Genomic DNA, 16,710 nt, shown 5'->3' with positions numbered 1-16,710 from the left:
ACGCCGACCGGTACGGCCCGCCACATCGCGCCGCGCAGCGGAATTTCGGGCGGGTCCTCAGCACCCGCGGCGGTTTCGCGGTGCAGCTGGTGGGTGTGGCGGTGTCCGGGTACCTCATGTCGCGGGTACCGGACCCGCCGCGGGCCCACGACGCACCCGCGGGTGGCGTTTCGCTGACGACGATCCTGCGCCGCCATCGCGGGCTGCTCGCTACGCTGGGCGCCGGCTCGATGCTGATGGGCGCGGCGCGCGCGTCACGGGAGGCCGCACTACCGCTGTGGGCCGACCATATCGGCCTCGACGCCGCTTCGGCCTCACTGGTGTTCGGTATCGGCGCCGCCTTCGACCTGCTGTGCTCGTATCCGGCCGGGCAGCTCATGGACCGCTACGGCCGCCGCTTCATAGCGGTTCCGTCGCTGCTGATCATCGCGCTCTCGTATTTTCTGCTGCCGTTCTCCCACGATGTGTGGACGATCGGGGCGGTGGCCGTGATCATGGGCATCGGCAACGGGTTCGGCAACGGCGTCATCATGACCCTCGGCGCCGATGTGGCCCCGGCCGCCACCCGCGCCGAATTCCTGGCCGCCTGGCGGCTCACCCACGATTTCGGGATGTTCCTCGGCCCGTTGTCCGCGGGCGCGGCCGCGACGGTGGTGGCGCTGGGGGCGGCGGTCGCCGGGCTCGGGGTGGTGTCGGTGACGGGGGCGGTGGTGATGTACCGATACATTCCTCGATTCGCTCCGGCGGCGGACCGCCGTACCGTCGCCCCGGTTCCCGCGCCCACCAATACCGCCTAGCGGTTGGGCCGAGCCAGGGCGGCCATACCCGCTCCGACTCGCTGTGCCAGTTCATCCAGCTCTGGTCGTGCGATGACGAGATACTCGGGTTTGTCGACGGCAGCGAATTGCTGCTCATGGAAGGGCGTCCCGGGTGGGAGCGGCGCCAGGTGCCAGTGAACGTGCTCGACGCCTTGCATGCTGCCGAAGCTGAATACGTAGAGCCGTTCGGTGGGCGTGATTTGGGCGAGGACCCGGCCGAGGCGATGGACTCGCAGCTGGAGTGCGAGGTATTCGTCCTCGGTGAAGTCCGAGACGACATGTGTCACGTGGCGTCGCGGGGCGAGCAGGCAGTAGGCATACAGACGGGGCCAGGGCGGGAAGAAAACGATGCAGTGGTCGTCCCGGTAGGCGACGGTTTCGCGGTGGCGAGTTGGCTGCTCGTCGGCCAGTTCGCAGATGAAACACCGACCGGCGGCATTGTCGGCTTGGATTCTGTCCGCGTAAGCGTCGGTATCGATCGTTGCGATCTGCCGGGAATTCGGCACTTCACGGCGTTGTACCGGTGTGTTCTCTGGTTCCATGGTTACCGCTGCTCCATTCGGTGGCGTGGCCGGTGCCCGATCTTCTGCCGACAGCGGGTTCGGTTCGCCGGTGCGATGTCTCTTGCGGCTTCCGCCCTCGGCGCCGCCGGATCCCCGTCGATGATGACGTGCATTGCTTGGACCGTCATATCGTTGCCTGTCCGGGCGGGACTCGATTCGCTCGTGCTAAGCCTTCTTCAGGTGGAGTGAGAGGTAGTGGCCGAAGCCGGCGCGGCGGGCGAAGCGGACGGGGCGCCGTTGGTATTCGGTGAATCCGAACTTGCGGTAGAGAGCGAGCGCCGGTGCGTTCGTATCCTTGATCTCGCGCAGGATGAACTCGTCGTATCCGGGAAGAGCGACGATGTACTGCATCAGCGCGGTACCCAAGCCTCGCCCCTGATAGGCGGGGGCGGTGGCGACGAAAGCGATCTCGGCCAGTCCTGCTCGTGCCTCGTCGGGTGCGCCGAGGAACTGCGAGCGCACGATCGGGTAGCTGATGGTGCCGTGCAGGAGCCCGAGGTGGCGGCGGAAGTCCGGCAGCCGGGGTGCGAAGCACTCCTGCGTGCCGGTGGTGACCGAGGCGATGGCAGCAGGTTCGCCATCGGCCAGGGCCACGGCGAAACGCTCCAGCAGAAGCATGTGCTCGAACGCGGCGGTCAATTTCTCCGGGTCGGAGGAGAAGAAGGCGAAGTCCTCGGCGAATCCCCGCACCAGCACCGCGGTGATCTGCCGCCGGTAACTCTCGCCCAGCTTGTCACCGCGTTCGATCTCGATCATCCAGTTCGTCCTTCTGTCAGCAGTTTGAGTACGACGTCGACGTCCGGGGCCGTGAACTCGGCGCCCAGGCCTACTCGGAGCGAGGTGAGGCCGCCGAGCATCGCGAAGTAGCAGGTCGTGAGTTGCGCCGGATCACCGTGCCCGAACGCACCGGCCGCCTGGCCTCGCCGGATCAGGTCTTCGAAGGCGCGCCACATCGAGCGATGTGCGTCGTGGAGTCGAGCGTTCGATGCGGCCGGGGTCCCGGCGGTGACGCCCTGATTGATGACGATCATGAACTCCGCGGCGCCGTCGTCGGCGGCGAGACCGGCCAGGTATCCGACCGTGAATTTCCGGATCACCTCGACCGGATGCCCTGGGCCGGAAAGCTCCTCGGTCAGGGTGACGAGCCCGGTCAGCGCCTGGTCGAGCAGGTCGGCGTACAGCGCGTCTTTGGTCGGATAGTGACGGTAGATCGTGCCGATGCCGACGCCGGCTTCGACCGCGATATCGCGGATGGCCGATGCGGCGAACCCGCGCCGGGCGAAGACGCGCACGGCCGCGGTCTGAACCACACTCCGTGTCGCCGCGGTCATGGCCGCGCTCTGCTCGGCGGTGCGTGCCACGCCTCTCCCTTCTATGTAATGAACAAATGTTCACTTCATAGTAGCGCGGACGTGGTCCTGTTCGTTGTGGTGGGCACTGTCCTCGACCCCCGAGCGCTGCTCCGGGAGGGCGATGTCGACGTCGAGGCTCGCGAAGGGCGCGGAACGCGCCGGCGTACGCTTCGGGGAGTGAGTTCGCGCAAGCAGGTCCGATCCGACATCCGTCCCACGGCGGGGGTCGCCGACGCCGACCCGGTCACGACTGCCCAGATCGAAACACTTTTCCGGACACTGGAATCCGCGTTGGAGTCCAAGGACGCGGCAGCGTTCGACGAGCCATTCACCGAAGATGTCGTCTTCATCACGCCGACGGGAGCGATCTTCCGGGGCTGGAACGAACTGCACGGCTACCATCGCGAACGCCTCGGCGCCGGTCCCGACGCGCGAGCCCGCTTCGAGCTGCTCGACCTACGGCTACTCACGCCCGAACACGCAGTCGTCAACGTCGAGCAATCACTGCGCACCCCGGAGTTCTCCGTCACCAACCGGGGCACCTGGGTCTTACTCAAACGCCACGAGTCATGGTGGGTCTGTTCGGTGCACAACACCAACATTGCCGGATCGGCCGAAGCCTGAACAGCCGGCCGGCGCTCGCCCTCGACGAGGCGGGTGCCTCCGCCGAGGACCCGGCTTCGGCTCGACGGCCCTGCGATCTCGATAGAACACCTGTCGAAACGGTTCGGTCCGGCAACGGGCTATGCGAATCGGGCGATGGCGTGGAGGACGGCCTCGCCCATGGCGGGGCTGCCGGTGTGACCGGAGTCGTCGATGATGCGCAGGCGGGCGTCCGGCCAGGCCTTCGCTAGTTCCCACGCGGTTTCGAGCGGGCAACTCAGGTCGAGGCGGCCGTGGATCAGTTCTCCGGGGATTCCGGTCAGGCGTCCGGCCTCGCGCAGCAGGACACCTTCGTCGAGCCATGCCGCGTGCGCGAAATAGTGCGTGCAGATCCGGACGAAGGCGAGTGTCGCGGTATCCGGGCCCGAGCTGTATTGGCCGGGTCTGCCCAGGGATTCGTGCGCGATCACCGCGTCCTCCCAGCGGCACCACTCGGTGGCGGCGTTGCGCCGGACCACCGGATCCGGGTGTTCCAGCAGTCGGCGGTAGCCCGCCACCGGATCGCCGTCGCCGGGCAGCGCGGCCCGGAAGCGTTCCCACTCGGCGGGCAGCAACCGTCCGACGTCCCGGTACAGCCAGTCGATCTCGCGGCGGCGAGTGCTGGTGACCCCGACCAGCACGATCCCGGTGACCCGCTCGGGGTACCGCTCGGCGTAGGCGAGGATGAGGGTCGACCCCCAGGATCCGCCGAACAGCAGCCAGCGATCGATACCGAGATGGGTCCGCAGTCGCTCCATATCGGCGATCAGGTGTTCGGTGGTGTTCACCGTCATATCGGTGTCCGGGTCGGCCGCGCTCGGCAGGCTCCGCCCACATCCGCGCTGATCGAACTGCACGATCCGGAAGACATCCGGATCGAACGACTTCCGCGGCCCCGGACTGCTGCCGCTGCCCGGCCCACCGTGTACCACCAGCGCCGGACGTCCGGCGGGGTTTCCGCTGGTGCACCAGTACATCTGGTTACCGTCGCCGACCTCGAGCAGCCCGTCGGCATATGGGTCGATCGGGGGAAAGGGTGTGGGCACGCTTGCCGAGGTTAGCGAAGGCCCGCGGCCTCGACGACCGCGCGGGGCGCGGTTGTGGTCATCGGCGGAACCGCTCCGCAAGGTTCCCGAAAGGTTTTCTCGAGCGGGGCCGATAGGTTTGCCGGTATGACGCACAAGGTTGTCCGCCGGGTGGTACTCGGCGCGGGGTGGTGTGCGCTGCTGGCCGGAGTGCTCGGGATCGGGCTCTATCTGGGGGGATGGCAGCGGCGGGAGCTGATTCTGCTGGCCTCCGGGGCGACGTATCTGATGCTCGGGGCGCTCGCCGCGCCGGTGTTGTTCGTGGCCGCCCGGGGCTGGCGCAGCGCCGCCGCGGCGGGGATCGTGCTCACCGGTGTGCTGTGGACCCAGGTGCCGCTGTTCGTGGCCGACGGGCGCGCCGCCACCGGTGCGGGCGCGGAGCTGACGGTCTTGCAGTCGAATCTGCTGTTCGGCGGCGCCGACGCGGGCACCCTCGTGGCGGCGGTGCGGGACCGGCAGGTGGATGTGCTGACCGTGAACGAGCTGACCGACTCCGCGGTCGCGAATCTGAGTGCCGCCGGACTCGATTCGCTGCTGCCGCATCACTATCTGGATCCAGGGGACGGGGGCGGCGGCACCGGTATCTACAGCCGGTTCCCGCTCTCCGACCCCGTGCGACACCAGGAATTCGTACTCGGCAACCTCTCCGCGACGCTCACCCACCCGGAGCTCGGCCCGGTCACGGTGTTCGCGTTCCATCCGCTGCCGCCGAATATCGACCACTCGGCCTGGCTCACCGAGATGCGCGCCGCCGATACCCTCCTGCGCGGCACGGACGGGCCGGCGGTGGTCGGCGCGGACTTCAACGCGACCAGCGATCACGCCGCCTTCCGGCAATTGGTGAGCGGTGACTTCGCCGCGGCCGCGGATCAGGCGGGAGCCGGCCGGCTGCTGACGTATCCGGCCGACCGATCCTGGGGTCCGGTGATCGGAATCGATCACATACTTGTCTCGGGCGGCACCACCGAACACATCAGCACCTTCACCGTCCCGGGCTCCGATCACCGTGCCGTCGTCGCCCGCCTCCGTCTGACCACCCACTGACTTCCGTCCTCCCGCGATTCCTTCCCGCCATTTCCAGGAGAGAACATGTCCTCCCGCACCCGCCTGCGCACCCTCACCTGCACCACGGTCATCGCCCTCGCCGCCGGTTTCGGCTCGGTGGCGTGCAGCAACGACCGCTGGTGTGAATTCGATGCCACCGATACCAAGGTCGACAATTCCTATTGCGAGAAAGGCACGCCCGGCTACGAATGGGAACCGGACAGCGATGGGAAGTCGAAGAGCAAGAAGTCGAAATCCACGACCTCCAAACGCAACAAGAACTGAGTGACTCCGAACCCCGGCGCGAGACGCCGGGGTTTTCCTGTTGCGGCGATTTCAGCCGGATGCTCCCGCCGACCGCACCCCAGCGGGCCGATCGCGAGCGGCGCTATCGATGCGCGTCATGGCACTGCCTACCGGTCGATCGCCGCAATAGTGGCGATGCCGGTAGCTGTAGGGCGTGCCGACGATGAGCGCGCAGTGCTCGAGTACCTCGTCGACCCGGCCGTCGATATGGGCGGTCGCCGGCACGATCAGCGCCGGTGGGCCGAGTTTCAGTACCTCGTCGAGGGTGTAGGGGAGCGGTTGTTTCGGATCGGCGAGAACGACCTGCTCGACCCGGTATCCGTGGGCGGCCGCGAGTAGCCCGCACTGGGCCTCCAGATTCTCGCGCGCGGCGGCCGTGGCGACCAGTTCCGCTTTCAGATACACGATTGCTCGACACATCGGTGATGCTCCTGGCATAGTCTTGGTGCGCACCCGGTGCGGGGTCCGAAACCGCTGTCGGCGTGGTCGATACGGACCACCGGCCCTCCGCACTCCAGGCATCGGGTCGATGTTCCCCCAGGGCCATTGGGGGAGGGGCCCGCACCGGGCGCCCTATGAGTAGAGCGTTGCCGCAACGGAATTCACAGCGGCCTCGTGGATATTTCGCCGGAAATCACCCGCCTTCCATCGCGGGGCATTCCATATTCCGCTCATCCGATTAGCAAGGGGAACGATCATGGCCATGGGATCGACGCTTCCGCGCCGCGCACTGGGGCAGCAGTTGCGAAAACTCAGGGAACGCATCGATATGAGTCAGGCGGCGGCGTCGCGAATCGCCGAGACCAGCCCGCAGTCCTACGGCCGGTTGGAGGACGGCCGTATCACCAAGGTGACCGATATGGCACTCAACGCTCTCGCCAACGCCTACCGGGCGACCGATGACGAGCGTCGGCTCCTGCTCGATCTGGCGCGGGAGATCCGGGTGAGCCCGGCCTCCGGATCGGGCTGGTGGCGGGCGTATTCGGATGCCATCGCGCAAGGCTTCGATCACTATCTGGCTCTAGAAGAGGCGGCCGACCATGTGACGTCGTGGCAGACGGCGGTGGTACCGGGCCTGCTGCAAACACGGGAATATCGCCGGGCAATGACCTGGGCGTTCCTGCCGAACGGTTCACCCGACGAAGTGGAGCGCCACCTCGATCTGCTCGCCGAGAGGCAGGTATCGCTGGATCGGGAAGAGTTCCGCTTCGAGGCAATTCTGTCCGAGGCCGTGATCCGCCGGAAGGTGGGGAGCTCATCGGTCATCGGCGAACAGCTCGGGCACCTTCTCCGGGTATCGGAAAGCGATTCCGTCGATGTTCGGGTCGTGGCGTTCGCTGAGACGAATCCGGTCGGATTGGCGGGAAACAGCTTTGTTCTATTCGAGTTTCCGCCTCTTCGTAGTTCTGGTCTCGAGTCGCCTCCCGTCGTCTACATGGAAGGATTGACGGGAAATCTCTATATCGAGAGCGGTGCGGAGGTGACCCGATTCTCTCACGAGGCGGAGACGCTTCGACGTGTAGCGTTGTCGGCGGTGGCATCGCGTGACCTGATGCTACGGGCCTCGAAGGAGTTCAGATGATCGACCTGTCCGGCGAGCGATGGTTCAAGAGTTCACACAGCGCGGGCGGTCAGGATTGTGTCGAGGCCGCCCATATTGCGCGGGGCTCGGTCGCGGTGCGTGACAGCAAGAACCCGTCCGGCCCCGCCCTGATCTTCGACGCCGGGCAGTGGGACGCATTTCTCGGTGCGGCCAAGGCCGGGAATTTCGATCCACACTGATTCGCGGACTCCGATCCCGGCTCCGGGCGCGCTACGGGTTCGGCGGTAGCGCGAGCCGCATCTCGAACTCCAGGCGCGGATCCTCGGGAGAAATGGTCGCGGTGACACCGGTGCGGCGGAAGCCGTGGCGGTGATAGAGGCGTTCGGCGATATCGTTGCCGTCGGAGACCTCCAGGCGGACAGCGGGGTGACCGCCGGCCCTCGCCCAGTCGATCACCGATCGGACGAGGAGGTCCCCCACACCGGCGCCGCGTGCATCGGGTGCCACCCACATCGAGATCAGGTGCGCGCCGTCGCCCTCGGCGACGGCGCCGACCGTGCCGAGGTCGAGATCGCCGGTGGTGCAGAGGAACTGGGTCCGGGCGGCGAGAAGGTCGCGCCAGCCCCGGTCGGTGCGTGCCTCGGCTTCCGCCAGGGTGGAACCGAAGGCGTAGGGGGCCTCGGCGAGGGCCAGCAGCCGGATGCGGCGGAAACGGGGCCAGTCGCCGGGGCCGAGGCGGTGGATGTGGACCTCGTCGATATCCATGGTCACCACCTTCCCCCGGTGTCACCGGCCGAGGGAAGGTGGACGGCCGGGCTCGTTCTTCCGGTGCGGTCCGGACCCGGAGTCATCTCGTGATGCCGGCGGCACGCGCCGCGCGGAGCCAGTCGGGGAATTCGCCGAGCAGCCGGTTGTAGAGGTCGGTGTCGGTCACGGCGTCGATATCGTCGACCGCGAAGAATCCGGCGTTGTCGACGCGACGGCCGGTCATGGTGTCCAGGTTCCGCAGCACACCGTACTCCGCCTGCCCGAGGCCGATGAACTGCCAGAAGGCCGGCAGTGCCGACGCTTCGCGCAGGAGGGCGCCGATCTTGGATTTCTCACGGAATCCGCCGTCGGTGAAGAACAGGATCAGGGTGGGTTCGCGGTGGCGGGCGACGGAAGCGATGACCTCACGCATGATGGGCAACTCGTTGTTGGATCCGCCCAGCTCGCCGTAATCGATCCCGCCGTGATGGCCCCGCAGATGCAGGAATTCGGCGCACCAGGCATCCGCCTTGTCGATCGTGACGTCCGGCAGCCGGGCGTAATCGACGGCGTAGAGGTAGGGCTCGAGTTTCCCGTCGTCGTCGAGCTGGACCGCGACCGGGATCATGCGCTCGACGATGCGCTGGACCGTGCCGCCCGAGTACAGGCGGCGCATACTCCCGGTTTTGTCGATCACCAGGACCACCCGGGCCCGCACCCCGACCGCGCCCTTGTCGAGCAGGACCTTCGCGACCGCGCGTTTGCGGAGATCGAGCTGCTGCCGCTTCTCGAACGAGAGCTGTTCCTCGCCGCGAACCGCTCGGATGTCCCGGCCGAGCTCGTGTCCCGCGCGGCCCGCGGCCGGGATCCGCGGCGGGGTGTCCGGGACCGGGGTGGTCGCCGGTGTCTCGTCCACGGTGATCCCGTGGTCGGTCGCCAGCGCGGCGAGGCCGCCGGCGTAGCCCTGGCCCACCGCCCGGACCTTCCAACCGCTCGCGTGCCGGTACATCTCGACGGCGATCACCACCGATTCCGTATCGAGTCCCTCGATGCGGAAGGAATGACACCGGGAGTCGGAGGAATCGGTGATATGCGCGTGGAGCGGACCGGAAGCGCCGAAGGTCGCACCGGCGCCGTCCATCGATACGACCACGCGGACCCGGTCGATCTCGGCGGGCAGCGCACCGAGCGAGAGGGCCAGATGCTCGGACCGGCCCGCGGTACCGGGCCGCAGGCGGACGCCCGGGGCGGACGGCTGGTTGAAGAAGACGAAGTCGTCGTCGGACCGGACCGATCCGTCGGCGGTGACCAGTAGCGCGCAGAGATCCGCCGCGGCGGTGATATCGATCGTGACGGTGAGATCGGTATCGGCGAGCCGGGCATTCTGGCCCTTGATCAGGTGCGTGGTGGACATGGGTTCCCTCCGGCGGGATGGGTCGGCTCAGTGGAAATCGCGGGGGACCGCCGTTTCGTTGCGGCCGGGTTTGCCGCGAGTTATCCGAGAGTCGCGCGTTCGATTCGGATCGGCGGTGTCGGCGGCGGCCGGCCGCGTGGCGTTCCCGGGTGCCCGCCGCATGCGCCGGTAGAGTTCATGTGCGCATCAATGCACGTCTAATGGCATTTTCGGTTGAGTCGACATGATCGGGGAGGCGATGGACAGGCGTTCGATGCTGGCGATACTGGCCGCGGGTACCGCGGTGGCGCTGACAGGTTGCCAGCGGGCGCAGGGCGACCCGGTGGTTGCCGAGCGGCCGGTGGCGCCGGAAGCGAGAGTTCCCGCGGCCGTCGAACCGCCGCTGCTGCCGCCTCCGCCGGGCGGCCCCAGAACACCGATACCGCCCGCGACCATCACCGCCCTGCCCGGCCCCGGCAGCGCGATGGCACTCACCGTGGACGACGGCGCGAGCGCGGAGGTCGTGGGCGCCTACATACAGTTCGCGAAGGACACCGGCGCGCGCTTCACCTTCTTCGTCACCGGTTACTACCCCGCCTGGACCGAGCATCGCGACGCCTTGCGACCGCTGGTGGACTCCGGCCAGATCCAGCTCGCCAACCATACCTGGGACCACGCCGATCTCACCTCGCTGCCGGAGATGGAGGTCGCCGACGAACTCTCGCGCTGCAAGATGTTCCTGAACAACACCTTCGGGGTGAGCGGCGCGCCCTACTATCGTCCGCCCTTCGGCCGGCACAACGACGCGGTGGACCGGATCGCCGCCGATCTCGGGTACCGGGTGCCGGTGATGTGGTACGGCTCGCTTTCCGATTCCGGGCATATCACCGAGCAGTACCTCATCGAATGCGCCTACAGGTACTTCAATCCGCAGACGATTGTCATCGGGCATGCCAACTTCCTGCCTGTCACCCGCTGCTACGGGCAACTGGTGGACATCATCCGCGAACGGAAACTCGCGCTGGTCACCCTCGACGACGTCCTCACCCTCGCCTGACCGGACGCCGGTGGCCCGTGCGGTCTTGGTCACGGGGCCGTAACGCGATCCGAACCGCCATGACATGACGCCCCACCAGACTTCCCCGAGTGTGATCACGCCGGGAAGTGAAGGTGAGGTGATATCACATGACCGCGGAGCCGATGGAACGGACCGTGGCGGACACGGTGTATCAGCAGTTCCGCCGCAGGATCCTGGAAGGGCGCATCAAACCGGGCACCCGGGTATCGATCCGTTCGCTGGCCCAGTCGGCCGGAGTGTCGACCATGCCGACCCGGGAAGCGTTGAAGCGGCTGCAGTTCGAAGGGCTGGTCGCCTTCGACCGGCGGGCGGTCACGGTGACGGCGCTCGACGCGGAGGAGATCCGGCAGCTGTTCGCCATCAGGCTGACGGTGGAACTCCTCGCCACCGAATGGGCGCTGCCCCGGCTGGACGAGGACGGAATAGCCGCCATGCGGGCCGTTCTCGACGAAATGAACGATCCCGCGATCGCCCCGGACGCCTGGCGTGAGCTCAATCGCGCCTTCCACCAGACCTTCTACAGTCATGCCCGCAGCCGCTATCTCATCGAGCTGATCCACAACATCTGGGACCGGATCCAGCCCTATATGGCGATCTACGCCTCGGCGGGTCACAACCTGGACGACGCCCGGCAGGACCACGAGCACATGATCGGGTTGATGGCCGGCCGGAAACTCGATGCCCTCCTCGGCGCCACCAGGTATCACATCGAAACAACCGCGGAGGCCATCATCGGCGCGCTCGGAGAACCACACGGATCGGACGCCGCCACGGTGGACTACGAGGAATTGTCGATCGCGTCGTTCCACCGGATGATCGAGCGCGGCGAGACCACCAGCGCGAAACTCACCGGCTGGTATCTGGACCGGATCGAGGAAATCGACTCGACCGGTAATCCGGACGGCCCGCAACTGAACTCCGTGGTCACGCTCAACCCGGACGCCCTGGCCGACGCCGCGCGACTGGACGAGCGGTACGCGCGGACAGGCGAATTCGCCGGACCGCTGCACGGCGTTCCGGTTCTGGTCAAGGATCAGGGCGAGACGCGCGGTATACCGACGTCCTTCGGGTCCGAGGTCTTCGCCGATTACCTACCCGACACCGATGCCGCGGTCGTCCGGCGCCTCCGGGAGTCGGGCGCGGTCATCCTCGGCAAGACCGCGATGTGTGATTTCGCCGCGGGCTGGTTCTCGTTCTCGTCCCGGACCGGCCACACCAAGAACCCGTACGACACCGACCGGGAGACCGGGGGATCGAGCGCCGGGACCGCGGCGGCGGTCACCGCCAACCTGTGCCTCGTCGGTATCGGCGAGGACACCGGCGGATCGATCCGGCTACCGGCTTCGTTCACCAATCTCTTCGGCCTGCGGGTCACGACGGGGCTCATTCCCCGCACCGGCTTCTCGCCGCTGCTGCACTTCCAGGACACCCCCGGGCCCATGGCGCGTACGGTCCCCGATCTGGCGGTCGTGCTCGACAGCATCGCCGGGTACGACTCCACCGATCCGTACACCGGTATCGCGACGGCTCATCCGGACATCGGGAACTACGCCGCCGGGGTCGGCGAGGTGAACGCGGAGCTGTTGCGCACCTTCCGGATCGGCGTGCTCACCGACGCCTTCGGCGCCGGACCCGACCAGGAATCGACGAACGCCGTCGTGCGGGCGGCGATCGAGCATCTCGGCAGGCTGGGCACCGAGGTGGTCGACGGGGTGCGCCTCGCGGACCTGCCCTCGTGGATCGCGGAGACATCGCTCTACACGCGCTGCTCCAGGAAGGACATCAACGATTTCCTGGCGCGGCGCCCCGGCGCCCCGGCCACATCGGTGGACGAGATCGTCGCGGCCGGGCGGTTCCACCCGCTCACCGACCTGTTCGGTGATCTCGTCTCCGGTCCGGACGAACCCGGCGACGACCCGGTCTACCTCCGGGGGCGGCTGCGTCAGGAGCAATGGCGGCGGGTCCTCGTCTCGATGATGGCGGAGGCCGGTGTGGACTTCCTGGTCTACCCGACGGTTCAGGTCCCGGCCCCGACGCGGGCCGAACTGGAAGCGAAACGCTGGACCGCGCTCGACTTTCCCACCAACACCGTGATCGCCTCCCAGACCTCGTTGCCGGCGATGAGTATCCCGGCCGGTTTCACCGATTCTGGCCTGCCCATCGGCCTGGAGGTGCTGGGCCGGCCGCTGTCGGAGCTCTCGCTGCTGCGTTTCGCGCGGGCGTGGGAGCTGGCCGCGAGGCCGCGGCGGCCGGCGATATCGACGTCCTCGGCTTCCCGCTGATCACAGTTTTTCCACGTCAACGGTGACCTGGACGGAATCTTCGGCGCTTCGGCGCTTCTCGTTCGACAAAGGATGGTCTCGCATGACAACAACGCGTATCGACGAAACACCGGCGGTGGAACCGGATAAACACACCGGGCTCGAGGAGGAATTCGAGAATGTCCCGGTCCCCGAATCGCATCGGCGGTCGGTGTTCTCGGTATCGGCGGTGTGGTTCGGATTCCCGATGGTCCTCACCTCCGCCATCTTCGGCGGGACCATCGCCTATGGACTGGGCTTCTGGAAGGGCGTGCTGTCCATCCTGATCGGCAATCTCGTCCTGTTCGCCTACGTCGGCGCGTTGTCCTATCTCGCGGGCACCACCGGTAAGAACTTCGCGCTCAGTGCGGCCGAAACGTTCGGCCGGAACGGGGCGAAGATCGTGGCGGGCTTCCTGTCGACCGTCGTGATCGGCTGGTTCGCCTTCCAGACGGGATTGACCGGCGCGACCCTGGAAACCTCACTCGGCTGGAATGCCACGCTGCTCGCCCTGGTCGCGGGCCTGCTGTATATCGGTATCACCTTCATCGGCATCCGCGCGCTGACCATCATCGGCCTCATCGCGGCGCCGCTGTTCATCGCCCTCGGGATCGTCGCCGTGGTGATCGCGACGCGCTCCGACGGTATCGGTGCGATCACCTCCTACCAGGGCGCGAGTGATGCGACGGTGCTCTCGGTCGGCGCGGCGATCTCGATCGTGGTCGCCGGTTTCGTCGACTCCGGAACGATGACCGCCGACTTCACCCGCTGGTCCCGTAACGGCAGGGAAGCCGTCGTCGCCACCTTCAGCGCGTTTCCCGTCGCCAACGCGATCGCCATGATCGTCGGCGCGATCGTCGTGGCCGCGGGCGCCGCCGTGAACCCGGCCGCCAACGGCGGTGATTTCCTGCCGATCCTCACCGATCACGGTGCGGTGCTGACCGTTCTCGCGGTCGTCTTCGTCTTCGTGAACCTCGGATCGGTCTGCGCTCATTGCCTGTACAACGGCGCGGTCGGGTGGAGCCAGCTCACCGGGTCGAAGATGCGGCTGCTGACCATCATCCTCGGGGCCGTGGGTGTGGTGATCGCGCTGGCCGGGGTGTGGAGCCATTTCGCCACCTGGCTCAATCTGCTCGGTATCTTCGTGCCCTCGATCGGCGCGGTGCTGATCGTCGATCAGCTGATCACCCGCCGCGCGGCCGCGCGCACGATCACAGGTCTGCGGGCCCAGCCGTTCGTCGCCTGGTTCATCGGCGCCGCCTGCGCCTACGCGGTGCACCACTGGGCGCCGCAACTGAGCGAAGCCCTCGTCGGAATGGTGTGCGCGGTCGTCGCGTACCTCGTCGTCGAGGCGGTCGTCCCGGAACGGGCCGGCCGCACCGCGGTCGCCGATACGACAGAAGCCGAGGTGGCGCAATGACACTCGCCTCCGAGCCCGCACTGGCCGGAACGTCGGCGGTGGAGATCGCCGCGTCGATTCGCGACGGCCGGATGACAGCGACCGAAGTCGTGGAGAGCGCGCTCGCCCGGGTCGACGCTCTCGACGGCAGTCTGCACGCCTTCGTCGAACGCACCGATTCGATGGCGCGGGCGCAGGCGGCCGAAGTGGACGCGGCCTTCGCCCGCGGTGACGACCCGGGACCGCTGGCGGGAGTGCCGATCGCGGTCAAGGATCTGATCGCCACCGCGGGAGTACCGACCCGGAACGGGTCGGTCGTCTACGGGGACTGGATTCCCGATGAGGACGATATCGTCGTGGAGCGGGTCAAGAACGCCGGAGCGGTGATTCTGGGCAAGACCACCGTTCCCGAGTTCGGGTACAGCGCGGCCGGTCACAGCCCGGTGTCGCCACCGGCCCGCAACCCGTGGAACCCCGCACTGACTCCCGGCGGCTCCTCGGCGGGCTCCGCGGTGGCGGTCGCCACCGGTATGTCACCGCTCGCCCTGGGCAGTGACGGCGGCGGGTCGGTCCGGATTCCCGCGTCGCTGTGCGGGCTGGTCGGATTCAAGGCGTCGATGGGCCGGGTCCCGCTCTACCCCGGATGCCGGGACGAGCGATTCCCCGGTATGTCGAGCTGGGAGACCATCGAGCACATCGGCCCGATGACGCGCTCCGTCGCGGACGCCGCGCTGCTCATGTCGGTGATCGCCGGACCGGATCCCCGCGACCGGCATTCCCTGCCCGCCGGTGACGTCGACTGGCGCGCAGCGGTTTCCGGGCCTGCGGCCGGGGGACTGGCCGGAAAACGCATCGCCTATTCGGCCGACCTCGGCTATCTGCCGGTCGATCCGCGGGTCCGGTCGACCGTGGCGGCGGCGGTCGAGACCTTCGAGACCTTGGGCGCGACGGTGGTCGAGGCCGATCCGGGAATCGATGATCCGCGGTCCTATATCTGGTCGATCGTCATGGCCGACAGCGATCTGGTGGGTATGCGTGGGCTGGTGGCACAGCATCGGGACCGCATGTCCCCGCATCTCGTCGATCTCATCGAAAAGCCCTGGACAGCGGAGGAGTTCACGACCGCGCAGATGATGCGCAAACGCGTGGTCAACCAGCTGTGGCGGTTCATGCGGAACTACGACCTCCTCATCACACCGACCCTGGCCGCACCCGCGTTCCCGATCGGTATCCAGGGCCCCGAGCTGATCGACGGCCGGATGGTGGATGCCGGGAGCTGGCTGGGTTTCCTGAATATCTTCAACTGGTCCGGACAGCCCGCGATCTCGGTGCCGGCGGGATTCACCGCCGACGGATTGCCCGTCGGGCTGCAGATCGTCGGCCCGCATCTGGGCGACGCCGCGGTGCTCGCGGCGGCGGCGCTCTACGAACAGGAAAAGCCGTGGCAGCACCTGTGGCCGGAACTCGGGCCACCAGCTGTCGGCGCGATAGGAGAGGAGCATCCCGCCCGATGAGCGGACTCGACGGACTCAACCCGACACCGGGCGCGCTGGTCCTGGGATTGGTACAGGCGCGCGTGCCCACCATTCGCGAACCCGGCGATCTGCCGGCCACCGCCGAGCGGCTGGCGGGCATCGTGCGGGGGGCCAAGTCAGGTATGCCCACCATCGATCTGGTGGTCCTGCCGGAATACAGCATCAACGGGCTCGACCCGCAGACCTGGCTCGACGACGCACTGCTGTGCGACCGGGACGGCCCCGAGATGACGCTGCTCGCCGAGGCCTGCCGCGAGGCCGGGGTGTGGGGGTGCTTCTCGATCATGGAACGAAACCCCGCGGGAGCGCCCTGGAACAGCGGGATCGTCATCGACGACACCGGCCGGGAAAGGCTGTACTACCGCAAGATGCATCCCTGGGTACCCGCCGAACCGTGGTCGCCGGGCGACCTGGGTATCCCCGTCTGCGAGGGACCGGCGGGGTCGACACTGGCGCTGATCATCTGTCACGACGGCATGCTGCCCGAGATGGCGCGGGAGGCCGCCTACAAGGGCGCGAACGTCATCCTGCGGACGGCCGGCTACACCTACCCGATCCGGCAGGCCTGGCAGATCACCAATCAGGCGAACGCGTTCCAGAACCTGGCCTACACCGCCTCGGTGGCGCTGGCCGGACCGGACGGCAACAACATCTGGTCGCAGGGCGAGGCGATGGTCTGCGATATCGACGGCACGATTCTGGTGCACGGGGACGGAACACCCGACCGGGTGGTCACCGCGGAGGTGGTCCCGGCGCGCGCGGACCAGGCCCGGCGGACCTGGGGCGTGGAGAACAATATCTACCAGCTCGGGCACCGCGGATACTCGGCCGTCGAAGGCGGCGCGCGCGACTGCCCGTACACCTTCATGCGGGACCTGACGGAGGGCGTGTACCGGGTGCCGTGG

At 67.6% G+C, this 16,710-nt stretch carries 18 protein-coding genes; 11 read left to right on the top strand and 7 right to left on the bottom strand.

Annotated elements, in window-relative coordinates; genetic code table 11:
* A partial coding sequence (locus ACWDU1_RS15435) for an MFS transporter (RefSeq protein ID WP_449999002.1) occupies positions 1-797 on the top strand: 797 nt, incomplete at its 5' end.
* On the opposite strand, the gene ACWDU1_RS15430 is transcribed toward ACWDU1_RS15435, so the two are convergent.
* From ACWDU1_RS15430 to ACWDU1_RS15420, 3 genes are all read right to left on the bottom strand, one after another.
* Complete coding sequence (locus tag ACWDU1_RS15430; protein WP_449999001.1) at positions 794-1,360, bottom strand: HIT family protein; 567 nt, start codon at positions 1,358-1,360, stop codon at positions 794-796. The genes ACWDU1_RS15435 and ACWDU1_RS15430 overlap by 4 nt on opposite strands.
* Before the next feature lie 186 nt (positions 1,361-1,546).
* Entirely contained in the window at positions 1,547-2,137 is a 591-nt protein-coding gene (locus ACWDU1_RS15425; protein ID WP_449999000.1) for a GNAT family N-acetyltransferase, read from the bottom strand.
* The gene (locus ACWDU1_RS15420; RefSeq protein WP_449998999.1) at positions 2,134-2,742 is read right to left on the bottom strand and encodes a TetR/AcrR family transcriptional regulator; all 609 of its coding nucleotides are present in this window, start codon (positions 2,740-2,742) and stop codon (positions 2,134-2,136) included. The genes ACWDU1_RS15425 and ACWDU1_RS15420 overlap by 4 nt, the downstream gene beginning before the upstream one ends.
* Positions 2,743-2,910: 168 nt before the next feature.
* Here ACWDU1_RS15420 and ACWDU1_RS15415 point away from each other — a divergent pair, with 168 nt between their 5' ends.
* Complete coding sequence (locus ACWDU1_RS15415; protein ID WP_449998998.1) at positions 2,911-3,357, top strand: YybH family protein; 447 nt, start codon at positions 2,911-2,913, stop codon at positions 3,355-3,357.
* 119 nt (positions 3,358-3,476) lie between these two features.
* Here the strand turns inward: ACWDU1_RS15415 and pip are convergent, their stop codons facing one another.
* Positions 3,477-4,421 (bottom strand): prolyl aminopeptidase, encoded by a 945-nt coding sequence (gene pip, locus ACWDU1_RS15410; protein WP_449998997.1) that lies wholly within the window; start codon positions 4,419-4,421, stop codon positions 3,477-3,479.
* Between the two features lie 126 nt (positions 4,422-4,547).
* Between pip and ACWDU1_RS15405 the strand changes: the two genes are divergently transcribed.
* Both ACWDU1_RS15405 and ACWDU1_RS15400 read left to right on the top strand, forming a co-directional pair.
* Entirely contained in the window at positions 4,548-5,504 is a 957-nt protein-coding gene (locus ACWDU1_RS15405) for an endonuclease/exonuclease/phosphatase family protein (RefSeq protein WP_449998996.1), read from the top strand.
* 45 nt (positions 5,505-5,549) lie between these two features.
* Positions 5,550-5,789 carry a hypothetical protein gene (locus ACWDU1_RS15400; RefSeq protein WP_449998995.1) on the top strand — a complete coding sequence of 80 codons (240 nt, stop codon included), beginning with the start codon at positions 5,550-5,552 and terminating at the stop codon, positions 5,787-5,789.
* Between the two features lie 51 nt (positions 5,790-5,840).
* Here ACWDU1_RS15400 and ACWDU1_RS15395 read toward each other — a convergent pair whose 3' ends face one another.
* Positions 5,841-6,230 carry a hypothetical protein gene (locus tag ACWDU1_RS15395; protein ID WP_449998994.1) on the bottom strand — a complete coding sequence of 130 codons (390 nt, stop codon included), beginning with the start codon at positions 6,228-6,230 and terminating at the stop codon, positions 5,841-5,843.
* Between the two features lie 277 nt (positions 6,231-6,507).
* Here ACWDU1_RS15395 and ACWDU1_RS15390 point away from each other — a divergent pair, with 277 nt between their 5' ends.
* Together ACWDU1_RS15390 and ACWDU1_RS15385 are read left to right on the top strand one after the other, a co-directional pair.
* Positions 6,508-7,392 carry a helix-turn-helix domain-containing protein gene (locus ACWDU1_RS15390; RefSeq protein WP_449998993.1) on the top strand — a complete coding sequence of 295 codons (885 nt, stop codon included), beginning with the start codon at positions 6,508-6,510 and terminating at the stop codon, positions 7,390-7,392.
* The gene (locus ACWDU1_RS15385) at positions 7,389-7,592 is read left to right on the top strand and encodes a DUF397 domain-containing protein (RefSeq protein WP_449998992.1); all 204 of its coding nucleotides are present in this window, start codon (positions 7,389-7,391) and stop codon (positions 7,590-7,592) included. The genes ACWDU1_RS15390 and ACWDU1_RS15385 overlap by 4 nt, the downstream gene beginning before the upstream one ends.
* A 31-nt stretch (positions 7,593-7,623) precedes the next feature.
* Here ACWDU1_RS15385 and ACWDU1_RS15380 read toward each other — a convergent pair whose 3' ends face one another.
* Positions 7,624-8,118 (bottom strand): GNAT family N-acetyltransferase, encoded by a 495-nt coding sequence (locus ACWDU1_RS15380; protein ID WP_449998991.1) that lies wholly within the window; start codon positions 8,116-8,118, stop codon positions 7,624-7,626.
* 82 nt (positions 8,119-8,200) lie between these two features.
* The gene (locus tag ACWDU1_RS15375; RefSeq protein ID WP_449998989.1) at positions 8,201-9,514 is read right to left on the bottom strand and encodes a vWA domain-containing protein; all 1,314 of its coding nucleotides are present in this window, start codon (positions 9,512-9,514) and stop codon (positions 8,201-8,203) included.
* 238 nt (positions 9,515-9,752) lie between these two features.
* On the opposite strand from ACWDU1_RS15375, the gene ACWDU1_RS15370 reads away from it, so the two are divergent.
* The 5 genes from ACWDU1_RS15370 to ACWDU1_RS15350 all read left to right on the top strand — a co-directional run.
* The gene (locus tag ACWDU1_RS15370; protein ID WP_449998987.1) at positions 9,753-10,550 is read left to right on the top strand and encodes a polysaccharide deacetylase family protein; all 798 of its coding nucleotides are present in this window, start codon (positions 9,753-9,755) and stop codon (positions 10,548-10,550) included.
* A gap of 128 nt (positions 10,551-10,678) precedes the next feature.
* On the top strand, positions 10,679-12,853 hold the full coding sequence (locus ACWDU1_RS15365; RefSeq protein ID WP_449998985.1) for an amidase family protein: 2,175 nt from the start codon (positions 10,679-10,681) through the stop codon (positions 12,851-12,853).
* 82 nt (positions 12,854-12,935) lie between these two features.
* On the top strand, positions 12,936-14,291 hold the full coding sequence (locus ACWDU1_RS15360; RefSeq protein ID WP_449998983.1) for a cytosine permease: 1,356 nt from the start codon (positions 12,936-12,938) through the stop codon (positions 14,289-14,291).
* Entirely contained in the window at positions 14,288-15,784 is a 1,497-nt protein-coding gene (locus ACWDU1_RS15355) for an amidase (protein WP_449998982.1), read from the top strand. The genes ACWDU1_RS15360 and ACWDU1_RS15355 overlap by 4 nt, the downstream gene beginning before the upstream one ends.
* Positions 15,781-16,710: formamidase (locus tag ACWDU1_RS15350; RefSeq protein ID WP_449998980.1), on the top strand; the 930-nt coding region annotated here is incomplete at its 3' end. The genes ACWDU1_RS15355 and ACWDU1_RS15350, both read left to right, overlap by 4 nt.

This window comes from Nocardia sp. NPDC003345, assembly GCF_053589395.1.
Note: the sequence above shows the minus strand (reverse complement) of the source record. Positions and strands in the feature narration are given on the sequence as shown.